The sequence below is a fragment of the Amycolatopsis oliviviridis genome (assembly GCF_014654365.1).
GTDB classification, from domain to species: Bacteria; Actinomycetota; Actinomycetes; order Mycobacteriales; family Pseudonocardiaceae; genus Amycolatopsis; species Amycolatopsis oliviviridis.
The window spans coordinates 139,495-163,897 of sequence record NZ_BNAY01000011.1; the positions used below are offsets into that span (position 1 = coordinate 139,495).

A 24,403-nucleotide genomic window follows, 5' to 3' on the forward strand; every position below is an offset into this window, starting at 1 on the left:
TCGTCGATTCTGCCTGGTCTGAGGCTACTGTGCGGCTGTGGAGTTACGACGTCTTCGATATCTGTGCGCGGTGGCGGAGGAAGGGCATCTCACCCGTGCCGCGGAGCGCCTCGGCATCCGGGCGTCGTCGCTCAGCCAGCAGATCATCGCGCTGGAACGAGAACTGGACGCGCCCCTGTTCGTCCGGACCCAGGCGGGGATGACCCCCACCGCCGCCGCACTGGCGCTGCTCCCCCACGCGCGCCGGATACTGGAAGAGGCCGACCTCGGCGCGCGGGCCGTCCGTGACGCCGTGGCCCGGCCACTCCGCGTCGGCGTGACACCGGGCGCGCCACCGGCCGTGCTCCCCGTCCTGTACGCGGAGGCCGCGGAGATCGACGACCTCTCCGCCGCGCGCCAGCTCGAACTCCTGCGCCGTGGCGCGCTCGACGCCGGCCTGCTCGCGCTGCCGGAAGACGTGGAAGGTCTGCGAGCCGTCGTCGTGAGCGAGAGACCGCTGGGGGTGCTCGTCTCCGAGGCCCATCCCGTGACCCGGCTCGATCACACGGGCTGGGACGACCTCGCCGGACTGGATCTCCTCCTGTACGACCGAGAACTGGCACCGGGTTATCACGACGAGCTGCTCGCGACGGTCGGCTGGCGGCCGCCTCGGGTGCGGACCGGGCCGCCTCGGCGGTCGCTGTTCGTCGCCGAACTGCGACACGGCGGTGACGTCGTCGCCCTGCGGCCCCGGGAAGAGCCGGCCGAAGGCCTGCGCTGGATTCCGCTGCGGGAGGCGCCCGTCGTCCGGCACGCCCTCGTGTGGAACCCCGCCCACGAATCCTCGGGCCGGATCGAGGAGCTGGCGTCGCGCCTGGGTATGACAACGCCCACAACGGATTCGCGCCCCACCCGCTCGGCCTCCCCTGTTCGGTGATCCCGAACGGCCGTACGGATCCACCTCGTGGACGGCTCCTCGCGTTTCGCGATTACCTCACGGTGTTCGAGAACGAAGGAGGATTGTCATGCGACAGTGGGGTTTCGTCTACTTGGCCGACGGCTGCGATCCGGCGCGGGACGTGTCCCGTGTGGACACCGGGAAGTGCCTGACCGTGCTGGTCGGTGTCGGCGAGGTGGATCAGGTCGTGGCCGCGGCCGAACGACTTGTCGCCGAAGGCGCACAACTGATCGAACTGTGCGGCGCGTTCGGTCCCGTGTGGACGGCGCGGGTGATCGACGCGGTGGGAAGCCGGGTACCGGTCGGGAGCGTCATGTACGGCGGTGAGGCCACGAAGCAGCTTCACGACCTGTTCGGCCTCGGGGCCTAGCAGTTGTCGTCGTGGACGGCCTCGACACAGGGGCCGGCCTCGGCGTGACCCGCGGCCTGGTACAGCAGGTTGTACAGCGTCTCGCGCTGATCGTTGTCGAGTGCGCCGAGAACCTGGTCCTCGACCTCGGCGAGCGCGAACTCGGCTTTCACGAGTTGCTTGGCCCCGACGTCGGTGAGTTCGACGATATGCCGCCGCCGGTCCTGCGGCGACCGCTTGCGTTCGATCAGGTTCGCCGATTCGAGGTCGTTGAGCAGCCCCACGACGTTCGTGCCGTCCATCTCCAGCGTCTTCGCGAGGTCCTGCTGCGAGCAGCCGCCGAGATCGCGCAGCACGGTGAGCGCGACGAGATGCCGGGGGCGCAGGCCGAGCGGGGTCAGGACGGTCTCGCTGCGCAGCCGGATCCGGCGGGTGACGTGGTCGAGCAGCGCGCCGCAGCGGTGCGGGGGCTGGTTCACGACCGGGAGTTCGGACACAGGTCGAGTGTACGTTCCCAGATGATGGCCACCACAGCATCAATGGTTTGCGTTACACAAACTATCTGTGCAAGATTATGGGTATGACGCATCTGCTGCACATCGACTCGAGCATCACGGGCGAGCACTCGATCAGCCGCCACCTCACCGCACGGGCGGCCGCGGCCTGGCGCGCCGCGCATCCGGAAGGCACCGTCACCTACCGTGACCTGGGCGCCGACCCGCTGCCGCATCTGAACACGGCGACCCACCTCTCCAGGGCCGTGCCGCCGGAGCAGCACACCCCGGAGCAGGCCGAGGGCTGGCGGCTCATCAAGGAGCTGATCGACGAGGTCAAGGCGGCCGACACGGTGCTGCTGGGCCTGCCGCTGTACAACTTCGGCCCGCCGAGCACGGTCAAATCCTGGGTCGACCACCTGATCGCGCCCGGACTGTCGATCGATCCCGAGACCAACCAGGGCCTGCTGGGCGGACGCGACTTCATCGTCCTCGCCTCGCGTGGCGGCGGCTACGGCGAAGGCACTCCTCGTGCGGGCTGGGACCATGCGCAGTCATGGATCCCCCACGGCGTCTCGCTGACCGGGCTCGAACCGCGGTTCGTCACCGCCGAGCTGACCATGGCGAAGGTCAACCCGGCGATGGCGGACCTGATCCCCCTGGCCGAGGCCAGCCAGGCCGAGGCCGAACGCGCCATCGACGCCTTGTGGACGCCCGTCGCGGCTTGAGCGCGTGGTCGCCGAAATCCGTGAGGGCCTCCTTGAGGGACTCTGGGTCCCTCAAGGAGGCCCTCACGGACAGCTAGGTCAGCTGATGCCCGCCGCGAAAACGTGCATCGCGGTGTTGGACGGAAGGGTCACCGCGACGACCTCCTTCCCCGCGGTCAGCGGGACGGAGTTCGCGAACACCCGGTACGGCGTGGTCGGATAGGCCGCCCCGGTGCGGGTGTTCTTGCCCAGCACGGTCGCCACCGTCGTCGCGCCGTACTGGGCGGGATCGGCGCAGCACCAGTTGGGGAAGCCGAGTTCGGCCTGACTCGTGGTGCCGTCGGCGTAGCGGACGACGACGGTGCCCTTCGCCGTGCCCGTACCGGTTCCGGCCAGCACCAGCTTGGCGCCCGTCCCCCGCACCGCGATGCTCTGACCGGACGCGAGGACGTTGTCCTTCTGCCCGGCCCCGGTTTCCGGCCAGGTCAACCGGGCGCCGAGGGCGGTGAAGCCCGCGCCGGGTTTGAGACCGGCTTCGGCGAGACCTTCGGCCCGGAGACTGCTTCCGCCACCGTCGATGTCCCCCACCGCGACGTGGGCCGCGTCGGTGACGCCGACGTTGCCGTAGGCCGCGGCGAGCGAACCGTGCGGGACGGTGACCGTCACCGAATCGGTGACCCGGTTCTCCCCGAGCCGCGCCTTGTACGACGCCGACGCGGTGAGCTGGTAGTCGGCCGGTTTGATCCCCGCGTCCGGCGTCATCTTGACCGGCACCTGGACGGTCTTGCCGGGCATGACCAGTCGCGGGCCGGCGGGCACCTCGACACGGAAGCCGTTGGCGGGCAGGGAGAACGAGACGTCCCGGACCGGCAGCGGCGTGCCGTTGGTGAAGCTCAGCGTGCCCGTCGCGGTCTGCCCGGGCCCGGTCACCGACGGAACCGACAGGGTGACCGACCCGTTGCGGTCCTCGGGGAAGATCCCGCCGACCGCGCTCGTGCCGAACAGCCGGACGTCCTGGCGGTCACCCGCGCCGACCTTGCCGGTCTTGACCCGCGCGACCCCGCCGGTGGCCGGATCGAACCACCAGCCCGACGGCGCCGCGTCCAGTTCGGCCTTGCTGCCGTACTGCCGCAGGATCGAGGTCCCGGCGAGGACGGTCGCGGGCTTGCTTCCCGTGTGGACGGTCAGCTGGTAGTTCCGCGACGCGGGCTTTCCGGCGTAGGAACCGGAACTCGCGCCGATCCCGACCGTCACCGTGCCCAGCCCGGACGTCGGCGCGTCGACGGTGAAGGTCTGCTTCGCCTGGTCACCGTTCTTGTACGCCCTCGTCACGCCGTCGTCTTCGCTGAGCGTGAACGAGCCCTTGCCCTGCGGGTAGACGTCGAGGTCGAGCACGCCCTTGTCCCGGGTCTGCCACGACTTCGTGCCCTCGGCCCACATCGGCACCACGGCACCGGCGCGGACGAACAGCGGCAGCGTGTCGAGCGGCGCGTCGTAACCGTCCACAGTGGTCGGTCCGGTGTAGGTCTTGCCGCTCCAGTAGTCGACCCAGGTGCCCTTCGGCAGGTAGATGCCGTTGCGGACGGTGGAGTTCTCGTAGACCGGCGCGACCAGGAAGTCCTTGCCGGACAGGAACTCGTACTTCGCCTTCTCGCCCCAGACGTTCGGGTCGTCGGGGTACTCGAGCGCCAGCGGGCGCACCTGCCCGACGCCGGTCTGGTGGGCCTCCACCGAATGGCTGTAGGTGTAGGGCAGCAGCCGTTCCTTGAGCAGCAGGTACTTGCGGTTGATCGAGGTGTACGGCTCGCCGTACCGCCACGGCTGCTTGTCCGACGCGGCCCAGCCGTCCATCGTCATCGAGACCGGCAGGAACGCCTTCCACTGCAGGTCGCGGACGTAGGTCTGCGGGCTGCCGCCGAAGATGCCGTCGATGTCGCCGGTGTTGTACGCGATACCCGAGTTCGTCGCGCCGGCGTAGGTCGGGATCTGCCACTTGATGTAGTCGTAGGAACCGGCCTGGTCACCGCTCCACAGCACGCCGCAGCGCTGCGCGCCCGCCCAGCTGACCGGCGTCCAGACGAACCCGCGCGCGTCGCTGTTGTCCTCGATGCCCTTGTGCGCGGTGTCGCACGCGTCCAGCGCGAACTGGTACCCGGGGCCGACCCACGCGACGTCGAGTTTGCGGACCCGGACCCCGGCCTTGACCTCCTCGACCTGGTTCGGCACGCCGTTCTCGGTCCACAGCCCGAGTTGCATGTTGTTCTTGCGGAGGCCTTCGCCGGTCTGCTGGAGGTTCTCGTACCCGCAGCCGTAGCCGTCGTTGACGAGCATCCAGCCGTTGGGCATCCCGTGCTCGGTGTACCCCTCCGCGATCTTCACCGCGTCCAGCGTGTGCCGTTCGCCGCGGTTGGCGTTGTGCAGATAGCAGTCGGCGTCACCGTGTTCGAGCCCGTAGAGCGGTGGCAGGAAAGGCTTCCCGACCAGATCGGTATAACCGGAGATGACGTCCTTGAGCCCGTTGCCGACGACGTAGGTCGCGTCGAAGCGGCGCTCGTCGTGGGTGGTGCGCACCGGCTCGGTGAAGGCGTAGGTGCCTTGCGCGAAGGTGTTGCGCAGCACGCCGTATCCCGCCGTTGAGGCGTAGAACGGCTGCGAATTCGGGGCTCCGCCGTCGTCCCAGTTGTAGTCGGCGAAGATCCGGATGGTCTGGTCGCGGTGGCTGAACCGGCCGTTCTGCTCACCACCGCCGACGAACTGCTCGGTCGCCGTGCGCGCCAAGGTCTGCGTGGTCTTCTTGTCGGTCCAGGACAGCGGCGCCGACTCCTCCCAGAGCCGCTTGCGGTCCGCGCCGTCGTACAGCGCGAGCCGCATCGGGTGCTTGTACGCCCGCAACGTCGCCTTGGCCGTGGAAACCGCCCAGTAGTCCCCCTTGTCGGTCTTCTTCGGCGTGATCTCGCCGGTGCGCGGCAGCACGATCTTGCTCCCGGCCGGATCGGTGAACTTGCCGTCCGGCCCGAGCCAGACCCGGACGGCGCCTTCGGCCGGGAAGCTGACGCGGACCGCGTCGCTCCCCGAATTCAGGGTGACCGTGGGGCCGTCGGCGGAGATCCCGGTCAGATCGCCCAGTTCGCCCGCCGCGGCCGCGGCCGGATCGGCGTGGGCGGCGACCGGGGAAAGCCCGAGCAGGGCCACTGCGGCCAAACTACTCAGGGATTGCGTAACTCTGCTCATTCGAGACACCTTTCGCGCATGAATACGCAATAGGGTCTCTGTATAGCGCACGGTTCGCGCAAAGTCATCCGCCGAAGCGGTGCTGCCGACTTTCGTCGGGTCGGACGAAGATCCTTATGGGGCAAGGAGTGCCCGTGCCCCGGATGTCATGAAAGGGCCGTTCAGGACATCTTTTGTCCTGAACGGCCCTTTCATGACATCCGGGAGCGGAGCGGTCAGACCGCCTGGACCTCGACCCCGGCGGCCTCGAAGGCCCGCAGCGCCTTCGGATCGGCGTTGGAGTCCGTGACCAGGGCGTGCACCTGCGGCGTCGCGCAGATCCGCGCGAACGCGCGGCGGCCCAGCTTCGAACCGTCGGCGACGGCGACGACGCGTTCCGCGCGCTCGACCATCAGCCGGTTGATACTCGCTTCGCCCTCGTGGTGAGCGAAGGCGCCGGCCTCGGCGTCGAACGCGTCGACCCCGAGGAACAGCAGGTCGATCGTCAGCTCGCTGAGCACGCGCGTGGCGAGCGGACCACTGAGCTCGAACGACTGCGGACGCGCGACGCCGCCGGTGACCACGATCTTCACATGCGGCCGCACCGCGAGTTCGTGCGCGATGTTCAGCGCGTTGGTGACCACCGTCAGCCCCGGCGAATCACCCCGGCCCGCCAGATCCGACCGCGTGGCCAGCGACCGCGCGACCCCGGCCGTCGTCGTCCCGCCGTTGAGGCCGACCACCATGCCCTGCGCCACCAGCGACGCCGCGGCGACGCTGATCCGCTGTTTCTCGGGCACGTGCCGCGCGGTCTTGTACCGCAACGGCAGGTCGTAGGCGAGGTCGTTGGCCACCGCACCACCCCGGGTGCGGGTGAGCAACTGCTGCTCCGCCAGGTGATCGAGGTCGCGCCGGATCGTGGCCGCGGAGACGTTCAACTCCTCGGCCACGTCCTCGACGTCGATTTTCTCCCGCTGCCCCAGCAGGTCCAGCAGGGTGCTCAGCCGTTCGTGCCGGGCCATCCGCGCCACTCCTAGCTCGCTGCGACCTATCGCGCATGGCGTTGCGCTGTTGGCCACTGTTTCGAGCAGTATGCTGCATCGCGGTTGTCCGCCGCGAGCGGCACGCCGGTCGAGTGGCCCGGCCGTCACTTCATCCGGAAGTCGTGCTGTTCCGGCAGCGGTTCTTCCGAAACCGCCGCCCAGGTATCCGAAAGCGACGTTTCCCCTTCCCTGATGTTCGCGACCTCGAATCCTTGGTCGTAGACGGCCTTGGCCCCGACGACGTCGCCTTGAGCGAGCCTCGTGCGGGCGGTCAGCAAGGCGATCCGGCCTTCCACGGGAAGCCCGGCGAGCAGTGCGCCCGCCTCGTCCGGGAGCCCCGCGGCCAGTTGCGCCGCGATCGCCTCGACCGCCAAAGGCCGCAGCGACGGCGCGAGAGCGACCGCTCGCCGGTACAGCCAGGCCGCTTCGTGCCCGGAGGTGGCGACCGCGAGATTCCGCAGCGCCCAAGGGTTCTCGTCCGCGGAAACGGACTCGCGCCAGGCGCGGACCGCGTCCGACTGCCGTCCGGCGGCCCAATGCGCGACGCCCCGGTGGTACCAGGTCAGCCAGTTCTTCGGGGCGTACTCCATGAGATCCGCCCAGTACCGGTTCACCAGTGTCGGCGGGGGCACCGCGAGCGGATCCCCGTCCGGCGGCGTCCCGTCGAGCAACGCGAGCCACGGCTCCTGCTCCGGCCCGAGCGAATCGTCCGGGAACGGCGTACCGGGCAGGCACATCGGCGCCCGCCGGTTCTCCAGCGCTCCCCAGCCGGAACCGGTGGCCAGGAAGGATTCCGGGGTGACGTCGGCGATCTTCCGCCAGGCTTCGTGGTACTCGTCCAGCGTCTCGGCCGACGGCAGACCGGCGGCGACGGCCTCGCGCGCCGCCGTCCAGTCGTCCCCGTGCACCGCCACGGGATCCGCGGTGACCGGGCCATAGGCCTCCAGCCAGTCCCAGCCCTCCCCCGGCGGCAGGCGCAGGTGTTCCAGCTGGGTGCGGGCCAGACCGGCCTGGATCTCCAGGTAGCCGCCGGCGCCGGGCGCCAGCCAGTCCTGCCAGCGGCGTCCGCCGGTGGACTCGCCCCACAGGAACAGTTTCCGCCCGCGTAACCGGGCGGTCGACAGCTGGGCCAGCCCGGTCCCGTCGCTCTCGACGGCCGCGACCCACGGTCTCCCGGTCACTTCGAAGAAGTAGTCCGCCGCGGCTTCGGCACGGGCCGGGTAGGTCAGCTCGCCGGGGACGTCGACCAGGTCGAGCCGTCCGGAATAGCCGTAGTGCCACGCCTGTGTCGCGGGTGCCAGCACCCGGGTGCCTTCGTTCTGTGGCACCGCGATGTTCGACCACCAGTACACCGGGACGTCGTAGGGATGCGGGTTCCGCACGCGCACCGCCACGAGCAGGTGTTCCGAATCGGCGGGAAGCCAGAAGTCGACCTGGTACGGCACGTCACGGGTGCGTTCCCATTCCCACAGCCGCAGCACCGGTGTCCCGTCCGGGCCCTCGATCTCCGCCGCGAACATCGGTTCGCAGGTCAGCGTCGTATGCCCGGTGCTCCCGAGGTTCCACTCGACACCGCCCGCGAACCAGGCGTCGCGCAGGGCGAGGTTCGCGGGCTGGAACACCGGGTTGCGGTACAGCAGCTCACGGCCGGACGGCTTGTGGACCAGGGAATACAGCCGTCCGCCCAGCGACGGCAGCACCGTGGCGCGGAGCTTGTCGTTCTCCAGCACCACCGCCGGGAGCTCACGTTCCGGGCGGTCACGGGTGTAGCCGTCCTGCAGCAGGCACGGCAGCGTGGTGTCCAGGCGGCCGTACCCGATGTTCTCCGCCAGATCGGGCGGCAGTTCGTCCACATTGGACACTTTCGCCACCGCTTCGGGTTTCCGGAGCGGGGGCAACGGGTTCTCCGGGCCCAGTTCGGCGGCCGGGAGCACCAGTCCGGTGCGGTACAGGCGGGTCATGCGTCCGGGAGCCGATCGCCGGTCGCCGCGTCGAACAGGTGCACCGCGCCCGGTTGCGGCGTCAGGGAGATCGGCTCGCCACGCTGCCACGGGGCCATGCCCGGAGTACGGACCGTCAGCACGCGGTCGCCGTCCCGGCAGTAGAGGTACTGGTCGCTGCCGAGTTCCTCGACGACCTCGACGACGGCTTCGAAACCGCCGTCCCCGATCGTCCAGCCCTCGGGCCGGACGCCGACGACGATGCCGGGACCGGTCAGTGCCGAGCGCTGTGCCGGTGTCAGCGGCAGCCGCGTGCCACCGGCCACGGCACCGTCACTATCCACAGTGGTCTCCAGCAGGTTCATCGCGGGCGAGCCGATGAACCCGGCGACGAACACGTTGACCGGCTTGGCGAACAGGCCGACAGGGGTGTCGCACTGCTGCAGGATCCCGTCCTTCAGCACGGCGACCCGGTCCCCCATCGTCATCGCCTCGACCTGGTCGTGCGTGACGTAGAGCGTCGTGATGCCCAGCCGCCGTTGCAGGGAGGCGATCTGGGTCCGCGTCTGGACCCGGAGCTTGGCATCCAGATTGGACAGTGGCTCGTCCATCAGGAACACGCTGGGCTCGCGCACGATCGCGCGTCCCATCGCGACGCGCTGCCGCTGACCGCCGGACAGCTTCGCGGGCTTGCGGTCCAGGTACTCGGTCAGGTCGAGCACGGCCGCGGCCTCGGCCACCTTGCGTTCGCGTTCGGCCTTGGGCATCTTGGCCAGCTTCAGGTGGAAGCCGATGTTCTCCCCGACCGTCATATGCGGGTAGAGCGCGTAGTTCTGGAACACCATCGCGATGTCCCGGTCCTTCGGCGGCAGCTCGGTCACGTCGCGGTCGCCGATGTGGATGGAGCCGTCGTCGACGCCTTCCAGCCCGGCCAGCATCCGCAGCGTGGTCGACTTCCCACAGCCGGACGGGCCGACCAGCACGAGGAATTCGCCGTCGGCGACTTCGAGGTCGAGGCCGTCGACCGCGGGACGTTCGACCCCGGCGTAGAACCGGGTGGTGTCGGAAAAGGTCACGGTGGCCATCAGGTCCTACTTTCCGGCGCCGAGGGTCAGGCCGGTGATGATCCGGCGGGCGAGCACGAGGTAGAGCACGAGCATCGGGAGCACGACGATCGCCACACCGGCGATCAGGCCGCCGTACTCCGACTGGTAGCTCGCGGCCCCGTAGAAGGTGAAGAGCGCGCGGGAGAGCGTGAAGTGCGCCTGGTCCTTGAGGAACACGATCGCCAGCAGCGTCTCGTTCCACAGGCCGATGGCGTTCAGCGTCAGCGCGGTGATCATGCCGCCGCGCGTCAGCGGCAGCATGACCGAGAAGAACGTGCGCGTCGGCGAGGCGCCGTCGAGCGCGGCCGCCTCCTCCAGTTCGTCCGGCAGCGACCGGAAGAAGCCGGTCATCAGGAACACCGTGAACGGGATGGACAGCGCCACGTACAGCACGAACAGGCCGTACTCGTTGTCCAGGTGGATCTTGCTGAGCACCACGAACAGCGGGATGATCACGGTCTGGAACGGCACGCCCATCCCGATCGCGACGACGTTCGTCATCGGCCCGGCGCCGCGGACACCCAGCCGGGTCAGGGCGTACGCGCAAGGCGCCGAGACGGCGACCGTCACGACCGTCGCCAGCCCGACCAGGACCACCGTGGTGAGCACGGCGTCGCCGAATCCGGCGTTGTTCCAGGCGTAGATGAAGTTCCGGAACGGCTTGCCGACCTTGAACCACTGATACGGCAGGTCGAACGGCTTCGTGAAGATCTCCACCGGCGTCTTGAACGAGGCCGTGAGCAGCCAGTACAGCACCAGGATGTTCCCGGCGGTGAACAGCCACACGATCGTGGAACCCACGACGCGCAACGGACTGAACCGTTTCGAGCCGGGCGCCGGCCGCGGTTTGCGCGGCGGCTTGCGCACCGGTTTCGCCGGTCGCCGCGCGGGCGCATCGACGTCGGTGACGGACATTTCGTCTCCTATGGACAACTCAGAACTGGATCGCGTCACGGCGCATCAAACGACGGAGCAGGACGACGAGCACGGACACCAGCGCGATCATCGCCACCGCGCAGGCGCAGGCGGCACCGAAGTCCGGGGTGCCGTTCGAGCCGAAGGTCCGGTCGAACACGTAGATCCCCAGCGTCCACGCCTCGTTGGGCGGGGCGTAGGTGCCCGGCCCGGCCAGCACGAACACCAGCTCGAAGATCTTGAGCGCGTTGATCGTCCACAGCACTCCCGCGACACCGACGACGTCCCAGGTCATCGGCAGCGTGATGTTCTTGAACTTCTGCCACGGCGACGCGCCGCCCAGTTCCGCGTCCTCGTAGAGGTACGGCGGGATACGGTCGACCGCGGCCATCAGGATGGTGATGTAGAAGCCCGAACTGGCCCAGATCAACGAAGCCGTCACCACACCGGTCACGTTGGACGGTGCGAGGAACTTCGCCGCGTCCGCGCCGAGGCCTTCCAGCACGTAGTTCGCCAGCCCCTGCTTCCCCGGCTGGTACTTGAAGACGAAGCCGAGGAACATGCCGAGCGCCACCGGCGCCACGATGTTCGGGAAGAACAGGATGGCGCGGACGATCTTCCCGCCCTTCATGTCCCGCAGCACCATGGTGAACAGGAACGCGAGGGCGAACGTGCCGATCCCGCCGAGGAACACGTAGATCAGCGTGTTGCGGAAGGCGTACTGGAACGAGTCGCTCGCCCACATCTGCGTGTAGTTGGTGACGCCGTTGGGTTCCGGCGTGTCCCCCGCCCCGGCCCAGCTGGTGAAGCTCAGCACCACGGTCGCGATCGTCGGCAGCACCAGGAAGGCCAGATAAAGCACCAGTGCCGGCGCGGCGAACGGCCAGAACAGCCGTTTCTTGCGACGCAGATGCGCGCCGGCCTTCACCACCCTCGCCGACGGTGTCGCCGGCGTCGTGACCGTGGCCATCAGCCCTGATTCTTCCAGAACTCGGCGCCCTTGGTGGCGAGCTGGTCCACGAACTGCTGCGGGGTGATCTGCCCCTTCAGCAGCGCGATGTCGGCGGGGTCGAAGACGTCGGTCTGCCACTTGCCGCCGGCGATGCCGTCGATCCCGTCGTACTGCAGGACGTGCTCCTTCTTCGGGTCGTCCAGCGCGGCCTTGACCTGCTTGAGGTCGTCCGGCACGGCGAGGTCGGCGCGCGGGACGAGGTTGTCGGCCACCGCGGGGATCCCGGAAAGCAGGTCCTTGTTGAGGAAGTAGGCGATGAACGCCTTGGCCGCCTCGGCGTGCTTGGCCTTCTTGGTCACCGAGAACCCGATCGACATCTGCTCGACGGTGTCGTGCGTGGCGCCCTCGGGCATCGGGAACTGGAAGGAGCCGTAGTTGATCTTCGTCCCGGCGCCCTGCTTGTCCAGGTATTCGCGGGTCTCGCTCGGCGCCCAGCTGCCGACGTAGAGGAAGCGGGAGTCGCCGTCGGCCCAGCGCTGCTGCACCTGCGGGAACTTCGCCGCGTCCCAGCCGTCGATGAAGTACTTGGGCAGCTTCGCGGTTTCGGTGGCGGCCTTGAGGAAACCGGGGTCGGTCTTCCACGCCTGACCGGTCTTGTCGGTCGCCGCCTTGTAGATCCCGCCCGCGCCGACGTACCGCTCGGCGAGCTGGGTGTAGAAGTACATGTTGTAGAACGGGATGTCGCCGTCGAGGCTGATCGCGGCCTTGCCGTCGGACTTGGCCTTGTCGAACAGGCCGATCAGCTCGTCCATCGTCTTCGGCTGCTGGATGTCACCGGCGGTGTCCTTGTTGAACCACCAGGCGCTCGACTGGATCGTGTACGGGACCATGAAGTTGTGACCCTCGCGGTCCTTGTTCTGCGGGAAGTCGTACGAGCTGGGCGAAAGCACGTCCTTGACGGTCTTGTCACCCTCGCCGACCTTCATCGCGAACACGTCGTCGACGCTCTGCGTGCCGCCCGGCGTCATGATCGCGGCGCCGACCTTGCTGACATCCTGGTCGAACAGGTCCGGCACGGCGTCGGTGTTCAGCGCGGGCACCAGGTTCTGGGTGTAGGCCTTGCGGCCCAGCCACTGCACGTCGACCTTGACGCCGGTCTTCTCCTGGAAGCATTTGAAGGCCTTCTGCAGGACCTTGCCCTGCGGTTCGTCGGCCGTCCACATGGACCAGTACGTGAATTCCTTGTCCGTAGCGGGTTTGACTCCCGCTTCCGGACAGGGCGCGTTGAGGAACTGGTCGACGCCCGGGAGCGCGTTCTCGCCGGTGCCACCGGCGGTGTCCCCGCCGCCGCAACCCGCGAGCAGGAGCGCCGCCCCTGCCGTCAATGCCGTCAGCCTGCCTACCCGCATCCGCCACCACCTGGATCGAAGATCACACAAGTTCTGCTTGTTCTTGCGCAGTTTTGTGAGGTTTCACGCACATGTCAACACTCAATCGCGCAAAGTCTGCTCAATCGTCACCTTGACCGGTTCAACATGATCAAGCTTGAGCACTCCCAAGAGCCGCCGCACCTCGACGGCGACCGCGGCCCGCCCGGCGCCGAGGTACTTCCGCGGGTCCACGCGCTCCGGATGCGCACGCCAGTCGTCCGCGACGGCCGCCGTGAACACCTTGTTGAGCTGGGTGGCGATATTGATCTTCGTCATCCCCGCTCGCACCGCTTCGGCCAGCCCCTCGTCGGGCACGCCCGACGAGCCGTGCAGCACCAACGGCACCGGCACCCGCCCCTCCAGCTGCGCGATCAGCTCGAAGTCCAGTGCGGCGTCACGGGTGAGCATGGCGTGCGAACTGCCCACCGCCACCGCCAGCGCGTCGACGCCGGTGGACGCGACGAACTCCGCCGCTTCGTCCGGATCGGTGCGCGCGCCGGGCGCGTGGACGCCGTCCTTGCCCCCGACCTCGCCGAGTTCGGCCTCGACCCACACTCCGTGATCGTGGCAGTACGCGGCGACTTCACGGGTCGCGCGCACGTTGTCGGTGTAGTCCAGTTTGGACGCGTCGAACATGACGGATCCGAAGCCGAGCGCGACGGCCTCGCGGACGAGGTCGGCCGATTCGGCGTGGTCGAGATGCACCGCGACCGGAATGGCCGCCTCCCTGGCCGCGGCCAGTGCCGCCGTGCCGACCGGCGCCAGTGAGCCGTGGTACTTCACGGCGTTCTGGCTCAGCTGCACGATGACCGGCGCTTCCGCTTCGGTGGCGCCGTCGATGATCGCGGTGATGTGTTCGAGCTGGATCGCGTTGAACGCGCCGCAGCCGTGCCGGGCCGCCGCGGCGGCTCCGACGATCTCCCCGGTTCCTGCCAGAGGCATGACTGTTCTCCTAGGTCGTGTCCGGGAGCTCCGGGCGGGCGCGCACGGCGACCAGCCCCTGTTCGGCTCGGTAGTGCGCGAGGTCGACGTCGCCGGCGAGCGGCCCGAGCACGGCCGCCCCGGACAGCGCGACGGCCCGGCGCAGGATGTCCGGCCAGGCTTCGGCGCGGCTCAACCCCAGCGCGAGCGCCGCGACGACGGCGTCGCCCGCGCCGGTGGTGTTGCCGGTGAGCACAGTGGACGGTGCCGCGTGCCAGGTACCGGACCCGGTCACCGCCAGCAGCCCCTCCGCCCCCAGCGACACGACGACCGCGTCCGCCCCGGCCCGGCGGAGTTCGTTCGCGGCGGCCACCGGGTCACGCAGGCCGGTGACCTCGCGCAGTTCGTCGGCGTTCGGTTTGACCACGGACGGCCGCCCGGCCAGTCCGGCGAGCAGCGCTTCACCGGAAGTGTCCAAGATGGACGGTGCCGCGCCGAGCAGCCCGGCGTATCCCCCGGCTCCCGGCGGGAGGCTGCCCGAGCAGACGAGCACGTCCGCCCGGCTCGCCCGGACGGCCGCCGCAAGCGTTTGCCATTCGTGTTCCATGAGCCGTGGCCCGGGCTCGTTCAGCAGCGTGACCGAGCCGTCGTCCGCCAGGACCGTTGTGGTACGCCGGGTTTCCCCGCCGACCGGGACAACGTCGGCCGGGATGCCCGCCGCCTCGAGGTCGCTCTCGACTACGGCTCCCGTCACGCCGCCGGCCGTGAGGATCGCGTGGACGTCGGCACCGAGTGTGCGCAGTACGCGGGCGACGTTGACGCCCTTGCCGCCCGCCCGGTGCCGCACTTCTCTCGCCCGGTGCACCCCGCCGGGCTGGAGACCGTCCACTGTGTACGTGACGTCCAGCGCGGTGTTCGGCGTGACGGTGACGATCACGGCGGCCTCAGGTCAGGACGACGGAACGGGTGAGACTGCGGGGGTTGTCCGGGTCGAGGCCCTTGCGGGCGGCGATCGCCCCGGCGACGCGCTGCGCGCGGACCAGGTCGGCGAGCGGGTCCAAGCCGCTCTCGACGAACAGGCCACCGGCGCGGGCGACGTCGTCGGCCAGGCCTTCCGGCGCCTGCCCGAACATCCAGGTCACGCGGCCGGGTTCACTGATGCTGATCGGACCGTGCCGGTAGTCCCACGCCGGGTACGACTCCGTCCACAGTAGACAGGCCTCCCGGAACTTGAGCGCGGCCTCGTTCGCGATGCCCACGGACCAGCCGGTGCCGAGGAAGCTGAACTGCTCCGCGCCGACCAGTTTGTCGGGCAGCGGTTCGGCGAGCACGCGCTCGGCCTGATCGGCGACCGCCGTCAGATCCTCGCCGAGGTTCGCGCGCAGCATCGCCAGCGCCGTCGTGGCGAAGCGGGTCTGCACGACCGAACGTTCGTCCACGACGGACAGGTCGACGATCGTGTCCGCGGCGTTCTCGATCTCGCGCGGCACTCCGGTGATCGCGATGGTCGGCGTCTTGCCCCGCAGCTTCGCCAGCAGGGCGTGGACCTCGGTCGTCGTACCCGACCGGGTCAGCGCCACGACGTGGTCGTAACCACGGCCGACCGGGAATTCCGACGCGGCGAAGGCGTCTGTCTCGCCGAGCCCCGCGGACTCGCGAAGGACGGCGTACGCCTGGCCGATGAACCACGACGTGCCGCAGCCGACGATCGCGACCCGCGCGCCCGGCGGCGGCAGCAGATCACTGTTCGCCGAGGCCAGAGCCGCCGCGTCCCGCCAGCAGCAGGGCTGGCTCGCGATCTCCGCCGCCATGAAGGTCCCGCTCATGAACTCCCCATCCGTGCCAGTTGTGCGCAATAGCTGTCACGTTAGGTGCAGTTTTGTGCAACGTCAATGCTCTGTTAGCGCACTTTCACGCAATTGACTCGCTCAGATGTGCAGGATGAACCTGGTCGCCTACCGTGGACGGATGCGGATCGTCTCGCTGCTCCCGGCCGCGACGGACTTCGTCGCGACCCTCGGGCTCCTCGGGTCACTGGCCGGTCGGACCCACGAATGCGACTGGCCGCCCGGCGCCCTCGACGACGTCCCGGTGGTCACGAGCAGCGCGATCGACCACGACGTGCTGTCGAGCCGGGAGATCTCGGCGGCCGTCGGCGGCGAGCACCGCGGGTCGGGCCTGTACGCCCTCAATGACGTCTTCGCCTGCCTGACCACGCTCGGCGAGGTACTGGACGTCCCCGATCGCGCGTCGCGGCCATCGAATGGCTCGATCCGCTCTGGCCTGCCGGGCACTGGGTCCCGGAGCAGATCGAAGCCGCCGGCGGCCTCCCTCTGCTGACCGGGCTGCCCGGTTGGGACGACCTCCCGGCCGTGCGCATTCTGGATGGCCCGGCCTACTTCAACCGTCCGGGCCCCCGCGTCGTCGACGGCGCCGAACTCCTCGCGGACGTCCTTCACGAGTGACTGGCGTCACTTCGAAAGCTGTCACAACCTCTCCGTCCCAGTCGTCATGTGTGCAGAAACCGACGGAGAGGAAAGATCATGGAAGCGCGATTCAACCTGTTCGAGAACGAGGTCGCCGTCAAGTTCGTCAAGCGCCTCGGCGCCGCGAGCCGTCCGATCGAGGAGTCCTCGCTGCCGCACGCGACACAGGAACTGGTGAAGCTGCGGGCCAGCCAGATCAACGGCTGCGGCTTCTGCACCGACATGCACAGCAAGGACGCCGCGCACGCCGGTGAGACCTCGGTGCGGCTCAACCTCGTCGCCGCCTGGCGGGAAGCGAACGTGTTCACCGAGGCGGAGCGCGCGGCACTGGCGCTCACCGAGGAGGGCACCCGCATCGCCGACGCGCACGCCGGTGTCAGCGAGGAGACCTGGGCACAGGTGCGCAAGCACTACAACGACGAGGAGATCGGCGCCCTGATCTCCCTGGTGGCCACGATCAACGCCTACAACCGGCTGAACGTCATCGCGGGGACCCCGGCCGGCGACTACCGGCCCGGCATGTTCGGCTGAGCCTCGCGTTCACCGACAAGAGGGGTGCCTCGCCGGACAACGATTCGGGAGGTTCGCGGTGCTAAACCTTCGGAAACAGCGATCCTTCCGGAGGTTTCAGCCCGTGGAACTCGACGTCCGCTTCTTCCCCGTGACCGGCACCCACCAGCTCACCACCGATCTCGTCGGGCTGCGGGCGAACTTCCACTACGGCTCGGGGAACGTGCTGGAGCAGCACTACGCGGATCGGACGACGATGATCTGGACCGGCGTGTCCGGCGATTTCACCGGCGTCCGACAGAAGGAGAAGACGTTGCGCGTGTTCGCCGTCGGTCCCGCCCAGTACTTCGTGACCTGGTACGAAACCGGGACCGTCGCGACCGCCGCGCACGGCGAGGTCTTCGACGGCGGCTATCCCATCGCGGTGATGGCGGACTTCGAGCGCCTGGTCGCGACCGCGGCCTACACGAACCCGCGTGAGGACGGCGGGCAGTATTTCCTGGTCGACCAGGCGACCATCGAGATCCTGGACAAGCCGCACGGGTGGCCTTCGTTCCCTGAGCCACGGTCGTGAGAGGCCAGTACGCGAACTGACCACCGCAGCTCTAGAAGCGATAATTACCGGATGAGTGAATCCGAGGTGGCGGCCGAGGAAGCCGAGAGCAACGCCTGCGGACGATGTCCGTCGTCGCGGCGTTGAGCGAATGGCTCGTGCATACGAACCGGCGCCACAACGGCTCGTGGACCCAACGCTACGAACACGGACTCCCGGTCACCGACCTGACCCCGATCGCCGACGACGGCACGACCGGGACCATCGTCCATTTCCACCCGCAGCGAAACCTGCGAACGACGGCCCAGCCGCCGGCAAGCACGCTGAAGCGATGGACCGAGTCATGGCAGCAGCTGTCCACCGAGACGATTGACCGGAGAATCGGCTGACCTCGACTATCGCACCCCGGTTTCCCCGACGTCGGCCTATGTCCTGAGGTGCATCGTGTTGCGCCTCGGTTCTCCCGTGGGGTCGAGGTAGGCGGGGGCGATGAACTCCGGCAGGCCGTCCTGGGCGATCTGGACTTTCCACTCGCTGTGGTGGATCAGCCGGTGGTGCTTGGTGCAGAGCAGCACCAGGTTGTCGATTTTCGTTTCGCCATGGTGCCGCCAGAAAACAATGTGGTGTGCCGTACAACGCGGTACCGGCATATCGCAGCCTGGGAACGCGCAGCCACCGTCGCGGATCGTGAGTGCGTACTTCTGGGCCAGTGAAACGGTGCGTTTCGACCGGCCGATGTCGAGAGGTTCGCCCGCGGTACCGAGAACACCCGGGCGCACGCGGGCATCGCAGGCCAGGATCCGGGCGTCGGTCGCGCTGATCGGACCCACCAGGTCCAGGTGTGCTTCGCCGAGGTCGTTGATCAGGTCCTCGTAGGACATGGTGACCAGGATGTGGGTGGCTTCCCCGGCTTGGCCAGGCAAGTTCCGGCTGGTCGTCTTGAGCCGGACGTAGTCGGTGAAGGCATCCCCGTAGCGCTCATCCTGCGTGCGAGAGTCCCGGACACCGTCGATCGCCTTATGCGGCTTGGCCATCGGATCCAGATCAGACTTCAACCGCGCATACGTTTCCAGATCCAGCGTGCCCTTCAAACCCAAGGTCCCGTCGCGGTGCTTGACGAACCGCAGTTCCGGACGGACATCTTTGGGATCCTCATTGCGGGGCTCTTTCCCGTCGGGATCGAGCTTGTCCAGCAGGCGTCGCCCGGCCCGGGCGATAGCACGCGGCCCGGCGTGACGAGCCAGGCCGACCAGGATCTTCTCCCCGCCCCGAACCTTCTCCTCCGGCACCCAAGACGGGATCCGGGCGAGAGTGCGGATGATGGCGTCGATCTGCGAACCACCGATCGCACCCTCTGCAGCTGCCCCAGCAGTCAAAGGCGCTAAAGGCGGGGCAGGATCTCCACCGACGGACGGGCCGGGATACAAAGCCAACACCCGATCCGCTCGATCTTTGGCTTCCTTCTCAGTCACATGGAAGTCCTCATAGATCATCGCCGCCAACGTCGAATGACCACTGCATCCGCGAACCCCGCGAAGGTTGATTTCCGCCAGGATCGCGTTCTGCTCCGCATCCAACTGACGCTTGAGAACTTCCAGTTCCTGCTTGCGCGCATGCAACACAGCCGTGTCGACACGCCACCACTCGGTGGGCGTCGTCTGGGATGCGCTGTCATTGGCCACGGAATCGACATTACATCGATTCGAACACCTGTGCTATCACATATTCATGCGACACCTGAATACGCTATTCCAGCTGAAGGAAAGCGATAGTCGCGAGCGATAAGGACGGTTATTGAGGGGTAAGGCAAAGGTGTCTTGTCGGGTGCCAAGTCCGTGAAGGCCTGCGGTCGGCAAGGGGGCGCGCCCTCCGAGAGTGTTGTGAAAGCCACTTTCGCAACCTTCAAGGTTGCGAAAGTGGCTTTCACAACACGTTCCAGCAGAGGCCGCAGAATCGCGCACCCCGACGAGCAACATCCAGGGCCTCGCGAGTGCTGCTGACCGCTCTAACCATCCCTGCCACTCACAAGGCCCTGGACCGACCGGGCCTCGCACCGAAGACCAGGCGCGGGCGAACAAGCACCGAGCGCGCAAAGGCAAAGCCCGTGCCCCCGGCCGCTCCCATACTGGCCGTCCAGCCTGAGAAGAGGAGCGCACATGAGCCGAGACGACACGTCGCTCGCGAAGAATGTCCTGGGCGTGCCAGGCATCGTGTTCCTCGTGCTCGCCGCGGTCGCGCCCCTCACCGGGATGATCGTGATCGCGGCCATCGGCATCGCGGTGGGCAACGGCGGCGGCATGGTCGCGGCGTTCCTGCTGGCCACGGTCGTGCTGCTGCTGTTCGCGGTCGGCTACGCGCAGATGTCGCGGGTGCTCACCAGCGCAGGCGGCTTCTACGCCTTCGTGGTCAAGGGATTGGGCCGGACACCGGGACTCGTCGCCGGCTTCGTCGCGATGCTCGGCTACAACTGTTTCGTGGCGGGCGCGATCGGGACGAGCGGGTTCTTCACCTCCACCGCGATCGACGACGTCTTCGGCTTGAAGCTCGATTGGCTGTTCTGGAGCGCGCTTTCGGTCGTGCTGGCCCTCCTGCTCAGCCGCCGCGGCATCGCGGTCAGCGCGAAGGTGCTGGGCGTCTCGCTGATCCTCGAAGTGTCGATTCTGCTGATCATGGACTTCAGCGTGCTGTTCCGGCACGGCTTTTCCTTCGCCGCGTTCAGCCCGTCCGTCATGTTCCAGGGGGCAGGCGGCCTGGCGTTGTTGTTCGCCGCCAACGCTTTCATCGGATTCGAGGCGACGGCGTTGTTCGGCGAGGAGGCGAAGGACCCCAAGCGGACGATCCCGCGCGCGACCTACATCGCCATCGGGTTCATCGGGGTGTTCGCCGCGTTCACGACCTGGGCCGTGGTCAGCGCGATCGGCGCCGAGCAGGCGCAGGACGTGGCCGCCGCGCACCTGTCGAGCGGGGATCTCGTGCTCTCGGTCGCGCAGGAGTACCTCGGCGGCCCGCTGACCAAGGTGATGTTGCTGCTCCTGGTGGTCAGCCTGTTCGCGGCGCTGCTCGCGCTGCACAATTCGGCCACCCGGTATCTGTACGCGCTGGGACGGGTCGGCGTGCTGCCGCGCCTGCTGGGGAAGACCAATCCGCGCAACGGGGCACCGCGCTACGCCTCGATCGTCCAGCTGGCCTTCGGTTCGGTGGTGGCGCTGGCGTTCCGGCTCGCCGGGCTCGACCCGGTCGCCGACCTCACCGCGAGCATGACCGGCTTCGGCACCCTCGGCATCCTCACCCTGCAGCTGTTCGCGGCGGTGGCGATCCTCGTGTACTTCCGCCGGACCCGGGACCGCCGGGTGGTGAAGACGCTGATCGCTCCCGGCCTCGGCGCCGTGGGGCTCGGACTCATCGTGACGCTGGCCATCCTCAACTTCCCGACGCTCGCCGGGTCGAGCAACGGCGTCGTCCCGCTGCTGCCGTGGCTGCTCCTGATCGTCGCGCTGGCCGGGCTCGCGCTCGCCGGCTGGCTGCGCCGGTTCCGTCCCTCGGTGTACGCGGCGCTGGAGGACGACCTGGAACGCGAACCGTCAGACGTTGTTGGTCAGTGAGAGATTGAAGGAGTAGCGCGAAGCCCGGTAGACGTGCCAGCCGTGTTCCACGACCTTGCCGGAGTCGTCGTAGGTGGTGCGCCGCATGGTGAGCAGCGCCGCACCGGGCTTCTCGTCGAGCAGTTCGGCGTCCTCCTCGGTCGCCTGCCGGGCGCCGACGTTCTGCTGCGCGGCGTGCAACCGGACGCCCGCCGAGCGCAGTAGCTGGTAGAGCCCCTTGTCCCGCAGCTCGTCGTCGGCGGGGTCGATGAGGCCGTCGGGCAGGTAGTTGTTCATGATCGCCAGCGGTTGGCCGCCGGTCGACCGCACCCGCTTCAGCCGCCGGACATGGGTCAGGCCCGGTGTCTCGAGGTGCTCGATCGCCTCGTCGTCCGCGGGCTCGACCCGGTTGATCAGGACGACGGACTCCGGCCTGTCCCCGAGTTCGCTGAGGTCGTCGAAGAGGCTGCTCAGCCGCAGCGGGCGGGCGACCTTGGTGCGGACGACCTGCGTGCCGACACCGCGTTTGCGGACGAGCAATCCCTGGTTCACCAGTGACTGGATCGCCTGACGGATGGTCGGGCGCGACAGATGCAGGCACGCGGCCAGATCCAGCTCGTTGTCCAGCCTGGCACCGTTCGGCAGCCTGCCGTCTTCGATCGCGGCGCCGATCTGACGGGCGACCTGGGAGTACAGCGGCTCCGGGCCGTTCGGATCCACCACGATCTCGCCGGGCGCCCACGATTTCATGCGCGGAGCCTACCGCGACCGACCACTATGACCTTATGTCCATATGTCTTGACAAAGTCTTCGGGCTCTTGCGATGGTCGAAGGACCACGCGAGCCGGGAGGTACGGAAGGTGTCGGACACAGTGCGCCGGATAGTCGCCGCGAGGGTGCGCGATCCGGAGGCCATCGCCGCGGCCGCGGCCACCCGGGTCCGGGCGAAATCGCCGTTCAACGACAAGGGCCGCACGATGATCATCGCGGCCGACCATCCGGCGCGGGGCGCGAACGGTGTCGGCGCCGACCCGCTCGCGATGGCCGACCGCGGCGAGCTGCTGGACCGCCTCGGCCTCGCCCTGGAACGGCCCGGGGTCACCGGGGTGCTGGCGACGCCGGACGTCATCGACGACCTGCTGCTCCTCGGCGCCCTCGAAGGCAAGACCGTCATCGGCTCGATGAACCGCACCGGCCTCGCGGGATCGAGTTTCGAGATCGACGATCGGTTCGCCTGCTACGACGCCGAAACGATCGAGCGGATGCGGTTCGACGGCGGCAAGACGCTCACCAGGATCTGCCTGGCCGACCCGGCCACACCGAGCGTCCTGGAGAACACCGCGAAGGCGGTCAACGAACTCGCCGACCGGAAACTGATCGCGATGGTCGAGCCGTTCGTCGCGGACTGGGTCGACGGGCGCCTGCGCAACGACCTCTCCCCCGAGGCCGTGATCCGCTCCATCACCATCGCCTCCGCGCTCGGCCGTTCGTCGGCCCACACCTGGCTGAAACTCCCGGTGGTGAAGGACATGGAGCGGGTGCTGGCCGCCTCGACGCTGCCCGCCGTCCTGCTGGGCGGCGAGGTCAAGGATCCCGACGCCGCGTTCGCCGCCTGGCAGCGCGCGCTCGCACTGCCGACCGTGCAAGGCCTCGTGGTCGGCCGGTCCCTGCTCTACCCGCACGACGGCGACGTCGCCAAGGCCGTCGACACCGCCGTCGGCCTGCTGTGAACACCCGTGGAGGGCAACACGTGAAGACCATCGACCACTGGATCAACGGCACCGCGACCACGGCGGGCTCCACCCGCACCGCCCCGGTGTACGACCCGGCCGCGGGAAAGGCGCGTGCGGAGGTGCTCCTCGCCGAACCGTCCGATGTGGACACCGCGGTGGCCGCCGCCGGCAAGGCGTTCGAGTCGTGGGGTGATTCGTCGCTGTCGCAGCGGACCAGGGTGATGTTCGCCTTCCGCGAGTTGCTGGTGAAGCACGAGGACGAGCTCGCGCGGATCATCTCCTCCGAACACGGCAAGGTGCTCGACGACGCGCGCGGCGAGATCGTCCGCGGCCGCGAGATCGTCGAGTACGCCTGCGGCATCGCCGACGCGCTGAAAGGCGGCTTCTCCGACCAGGTCTCGCGGGACGTGGACGTGCACGACTTCCGGCAGCCGCTCGGCGTCGTCGCCGGGATCACGCCGTTCAACTTCCCGATCATGGTCCCGCTGTGGATGCACCCGATCGCCATCGCGACCGGCAACACGTTCGTACTCAAGCCCAGCGAGCGGGTCCCGTCCGCGTCCCGGCTGGTCGCCGAGCTGTACGCCGAAGCGGGTCTTCCCGACGGCGTGTTCAACGTGGTCAACGGGGACAAGGTCGCCGTCGACGCGATCCTGGAGCATCCCGGCGTCTCCGCCGTGTCGTTCGTCGGGTCGACCCCCATCGCCAAGTACGTCCACGAACGCGCGACGGCCACCGGCAAACGCGTGCAGGCGCTGGGCGGGGCCAAGAACCACGCCGTCGTCCTGCCCGACGCCGACCTCGAATACGCCGCGAACCACCTCACGGCGGCCGCGTTCGGCTCCGCCGGGCAGCGCTGCATGGCGATCTCCATCGGCGTCGCCGTCGGTTCGGCGGGCGACGGGCTCATCGAGATCCTCAAGCGCAAGGCGGCCGAGATCAAGGTCGGCCCCGGTCACGACGCCGGCAACGACATGGGCCCCGTCGTCACCGAGGCCGCACGGCAGCGGGTGATCGACTCCGTCGCCCTCGGCGCGGAGCAGGGCGCGACCGTGGTGGTCGACGGCCGGGAGCTGCGCGTCGCCGGTCACGAGGGCGGGTTCTTCGTCGGACCGTCCCTTTTGGACAACGTGACCACCGGGATGTCCGCCTACCGCGACGAGATCTTCGGTCCGGTGCTCGGGATCGTGCGGGTGGACACCTTGGACGAGGCGATCGCGCTGATCAACGCGAACCCGTACGGCAACGGGGCGGCCGTCTTCACCGGCAGTGGAGAGGCGGCGCGGCGGTTCCAGCGGGAGGTGAAGGTCGGCATGATCGGGGTGAACGTGCCCATCCCGGTGCCGATGTCGTACTACTCCTTCGGCGGCTGGAAGGACTCGCTCATCGGGGACAGCCCGATCCACGGCCCGGCGGGTGTCCGGTTCTACACGCGGGCGAAGGTCGTCACGACGCGGTGGCCGCACAGTGCGGGACCCGGGGCCTCTGGTTTCAACTTCCCGACTTCGAGCTGACCGCCGCTCCCCGGCGCGAGTG

The 24,403-nt window shown here is 68.5% G+C and carries 23 protein-coding genes; 10 read left to right on the forward strand and 13 right to left on the reverse strand.

The genetic code is table 11. The annotated features are described in order from the left end of the window. Positions 1-37: 37 nt before the first annotated feature. A complete protein-coding gene (locus IE302_RS36645; protein ID WP_191259044.1) occupies positions 38-916 on the forward strand; it encodes a LysR family transcriptional regulator in 879 nt (292 codons plus the stop codon). Between the two features lie 88 nt (positions 917-1,004). Next, positions 1,005-1,307, forward strand: coding sequence for a DUF6506 family protein (locus IE302_RS36650; protein WP_191259045.1), 303 nt, complete (start codon positions 1,005-1,007; stop codon positions 1,305-1,307). On the opposite strand, the gene IE302_RS36655 is transcribed toward IE302_RS36650, so the two are convergent. Then, entirely contained in the window at positions 1,304-1,783 is a 480-nt protein-coding gene (locus IE302_RS36655) for a MarR family winged helix-turn-helix transcriptional regulator (protein ID WP_191259046.1), read from the reverse strand. The genes IE302_RS36650 and IE302_RS36655 overlap by 4 nt on opposite strands. Positions 1,784-1,866: 83 nt before the next feature. On the opposite strand from IE302_RS36655, the gene IE302_RS36660 reads away from it, so the two are divergent. After that, complete coding sequence (locus tag IE302_RS36660) at positions 1,867-2,508, forward strand: FMN-dependent NADH-azoreductase (RefSeq protein ID WP_191259047.1); 642 nt, start codon at positions 1,867-1,869, stop codon at positions 2,506-2,508. A gap of 78 nt (positions 2,509-2,586) precedes the next feature. Here the strand turns inward: IE302_RS36660 and IE302_RS36665 are convergent, their stop codons facing one another. The 10 genes from IE302_RS36665 to IE302_RS36710 form a co-directional block, all read right to left on the reverse strand. Then, positions 2,587-5,679, reverse strand: a complete 3,093-nt coding sequence (locus IE302_RS36665; protein WP_191259048.1) for a TIM-barrel domain-containing protein — start codon at positions 5,677-5,679, stop codon at positions 2,587-2,589. A 254-nt stretch (positions 5,680-5,933) separates the two neighbouring features. Next, positions 5,934-6,719, reverse strand: a complete 786-nt coding sequence (locus IE302_RS36670) for a DeoR/GlpR family DNA-binding transcription regulator (protein WP_005159412.1) — start codon at positions 6,717-6,719, stop codon at positions 5,934-5,936. Positions 6,720-6,844: 125 nt separating this feature from the next. Then, positions 6,845-8,701 (reverse strand): DUF5107 domain-containing protein, encoded by a 1,857-nt coding sequence (locus IE302_RS36675; RefSeq protein WP_191259049.1) that lies wholly within the window; start codon positions 8,699-8,701, stop codon positions 6,845-6,847. Then, positions 8,698-9,765, reverse strand: a complete 1,068-nt coding sequence (locus IE302_RS36680) for an ABC transporter ATP-binding protein (protein WP_191259050.1) — start codon at positions 9,763-9,765, stop codon at positions 8,698-8,700. The genes IE302_RS36675 and IE302_RS36680 overlap by 4 nt, the downstream gene beginning before the upstream one ends. 6 nt (positions 9,766-9,771) lie before the next feature. Next, on the reverse strand, positions 9,772-10,701 hold the full coding sequence (locus IE302_RS36685; RefSeq protein WP_191259051.1) for a carbohydrate ABC transporter permease: 930 nt from the start codon (positions 10,699-10,701) through the stop codon (positions 9,772-9,774). Between the two features lie 19 nt (positions 10,702-10,720). Beyond that, a complete protein-coding gene (locus IE302_RS36690) occupies positions 10,721-11,671 on the reverse strand; it encodes a carbohydrate ABC transporter permease (RefSeq protein WP_191259052.1) in 951 nt (316 codons plus the stop codon). Beyond that, on the reverse strand, positions 11,671-13,062 hold the full coding sequence (locus IE302_RS36695) for an ABC transporter substrate-binding protein (RefSeq protein WP_191259053.1): 1,392 nt from the start codon (positions 13,060-13,062) through the stop codon (positions 11,671-11,673). The genes IE302_RS36690 and IE302_RS36695 overlap by 1 nt, the downstream gene beginning before the upstream one ends. Positions 13,063-13,143: 81 nt before the next feature. Beyond that, positions 13,144-14,025, reverse strand: a complete 882-nt coding sequence (locus IE302_RS36700) for a class II fructose-bisphosphate aldolase (protein ID WP_191259054.1) — start codon at positions 14,023-14,025, stop codon at positions 13,144-13,146. Between the two features lie 10 nt (positions 14,026-14,035). Then, positions 14,036-14,941 (reverse strand): 1-phosphofructokinase family hexose kinase, encoded by a 906-nt coding sequence (locus IE302_RS36705; RefSeq protein WP_191259055.1) that lies wholly within the window; start codon positions 14,939-14,941, stop codon positions 14,036-14,038. Positions 14,942-14,948: 7 nt separating this feature from the next. After that, on the reverse strand, positions 14,949-15,830 hold the full coding sequence (locus IE302_RS36710) for an SIS domain-containing protein (RefSeq protein ID WP_191259056.1): 882 nt from the start codon (positions 15,828-15,830) through the stop codon (positions 14,949-14,951). A 142-nt stretch (positions 15,831-15,972) separates the two neighbouring features. Between IE302_RS36710 and IE302_RS36715 the strand changes: the two genes are divergently transcribed. The 4 genes from IE302_RS36715 to IE302_RS42930 all read left to right on the forward strand — a co-directional run bounded on the left by IE302_RS36715 (position 15,973) and on the right by IE302_RS42930 (position 17,942). Then, positions 15,973-16,344, forward strand: a complete 372-nt coding sequence (locus IE302_RS36715) for a TroA family protein (RefSeq protein ID WP_229908165.1) — start codon at positions 15,973-15,975, stop codon at positions 16,342-16,344. Between the two features lie 203 nt (positions 16,345-16,547). Then, complete coding sequence (locus tag IE302_RS36720) at positions 16,548-17,021, forward strand: carboxymuconolactone decarboxylase family protein (RefSeq protein ID WP_191259057.1); 474 nt, start codon at positions 16,548-16,550, stop codon at positions 17,019-17,021. Between the two features lie 103 nt (positions 17,022-17,124). Beyond that, entirely contained in the window at positions 17,125-17,574 is a 450-nt protein-coding gene (locus tag IE302_RS36725) for a MoaF C-terminal domain-containing protein (RefSeq protein ID WP_191259058.1), read from the forward strand. Positions 17,575-17,678: 104 nt separating this feature from the next. After that, positions 17,679-17,942: a hypothetical protein gene (locus IE302_RS42930; RefSeq protein ID WP_229908167.1), complete on the forward strand. Its 264-nt coding sequence runs from the start codon at positions 17,679-17,681 to the stop codon at positions 17,940-17,942. A 36-nt stretch (positions 17,943-17,978) separates the two neighbouring features. Here IE302_RS42930 and IE302_RS36735 read toward each other — a convergent pair whose 3' ends face one another. Further along, entirely contained in the window at positions 17,979-19,235 is a 1,257-nt protein-coding gene (locus IE302_RS36735) for an HNH endonuclease signature motif containing protein (protein WP_191259059.1), read from the reverse strand. A gap of 474 nt (positions 19,236-19,709) precedes the next feature. On the opposite strand from IE302_RS36735, the gene IE302_RS36740 reads away from it, so the two are divergent. Continuing rightward, the gene (locus IE302_RS36740) at positions 19,710-21,155 is read left to right on the forward strand and encodes an APC family permease (protein WP_191259060.1); all 1,446 of its coding nucleotides are present in this window, start codon (positions 19,710-19,712) and stop codon (positions 21,153-21,155) included. Here IE302_RS36740 and IE302_RS36745 read toward each other — a convergent pair. Next, the gene (locus tag IE302_RS36745; RefSeq protein ID WP_191259061.1) at positions 21,135-21,884 is read right to left on the reverse strand and encodes a GntR family transcriptional regulator; all 750 of its coding nucleotides are present in this window, start codon (positions 21,882-21,884) and stop codon (positions 21,135-21,137) included. The genes IE302_RS36740 and IE302_RS36745 overlap by 21 nt on opposite strands. 110 nt (positions 21,885-21,994) lie before the next feature. Here IE302_RS36745 and IE302_RS36750 point away from each other — a divergent pair, with 110 nt between their 5' ends. Together IE302_RS36750 and IE302_RS36755 are read left to right on the forward strand one after the other, a co-directional pair. Beyond that, positions 21,995-22,864, forward strand: a complete 870-nt coding sequence (locus IE302_RS36750; RefSeq protein WP_191259062.1) for a Cgl0159 family (beta/alpha)8-fold protein — start codon at positions 21,995-21,997, stop codon at positions 22,862-22,864. 20 nt (positions 22,865-22,884) lie between these two features. Continuing rightward, the gene (locus IE302_RS36755; protein ID WP_191259063.1) at positions 22,885-24,381 is read left to right on the forward strand and encodes a CoA-acylating methylmalonate-semialdehyde dehydrogenase; all 1,497 of its coding nucleotides are present in this window, start codon (positions 22,885-22,887) and stop codon (positions 24,379-24,381) included. Positions 24,382-24,403 lie beyond the last annotated feature (22 nt).

Excerpts from the sequence above, each read along its gene's own strand:
- IE302_RS36695 (WP_191259053.1), bottom strand. The coding sequence starts at position 13,062 with ATGCGGGTAGGCAGGCTGACGGCATTGACGGCAGGGGCGGCGCTCCTG.
- IE302_RS36710 (WP_191259056.1), bottom strand. The coding sequence starts at position 15,830 with ATGAGCGGGACCTTCATGGCGGCGGAGATCGCGAGCCAGCCCTGCTGC.
- IE302_RS36700 (WP_191259054.1), bottom strand. The coding sequence starts at position 14,025 with ATGCCTCTGGCAGGAACCGGGGAGATCGTCGGAGCCGCCGCGGCGGCC.
- IE302_RS36690 (WP_191259052.1), bottom strand. The coding sequence starts at position 11,671 with ATGGCCACGGTCACGACGCCGGCGACACCGTCGGCGAGGGTGGTGAAG.
- IE302_RS36670 (WP_005159412.1), bottom strand. The coding sequence starts at position 6,719 with ATGGCCCGGCACGAACGGCTGAGCACCCTGCTGGACCTGCTGGGGCAG.
- IE302_RS36675 (WP_191259049.1), bottom strand. The coding sequence starts at position 8,701 with ATGACCCGCCTGTACCGCACCGGACTGGTGCTCCCGGCCGCCGAACTG.
- IE302_RS36740 (WP_191259060.1), top strand. The coding sequence starts at position 19,710 with ATGAGCCGAGACGACACGTCGCTCGCGAAGAATGTCCTGGGCGTGCCA.
- IE302_RS36680 (WP_191259050.1), bottom strand. The coding sequence starts at position 9,765 with ATGGCCACCGTGACCTTTTCCGACACCACCCGGTTCTACGCCGGGGTC.
- IE302_RS36720 (WP_191259057.1), top strand. The coding sequence starts at position 16,548 with ATGGAAGCGCGATTCAACCTGTTCGAGAACGAGGTCGCCGTCAAGTTC.
- IE302_RS36685 (WP_191259051.1), bottom strand. The coding sequence starts at position 10,701 with ATGTCCGTCACCGACGTCGATGCGCCCGCGCGGCGACCGGCGAAACCG.
- IE302_RS42930 (WP_229908167.1), top strand. The coding sequence starts at position 17,679 with ATGTCCGTCGTCGCGGCGTTGAGCGAATGGCTCGTGCATACGAACCGG.
- IE302_RS36650 (WP_191259045.1), top strand. The coding sequence starts at position 1,005 with ATGCGACAGTGGGGTTTCGTCTACTTGGCCGACGGCTGCGATCCGGCG.
- IE302_RS36660 (WP_191259047.1), top strand. The coding sequence starts at position 1,867 with ATGACGCATCTGCTGCACATCGACTCGAGCATCACGGGCGAGCACTCG.
- IE302_RS36715 (WP_229908165.1), top strand. The coding sequence starts at position 15,973 with ATGCGGATCGTCTCGCTGCTCCCGGCCGCGACGGACTTCGTCGCGACC.
- IE302_RS36745 (WP_191259061.1), bottom strand. The coding sequence starts at position 21,884 with ATGAAATCGTGGGCGCCCGGCGAGATCGTGGTGGATCCGAACGGCCCG.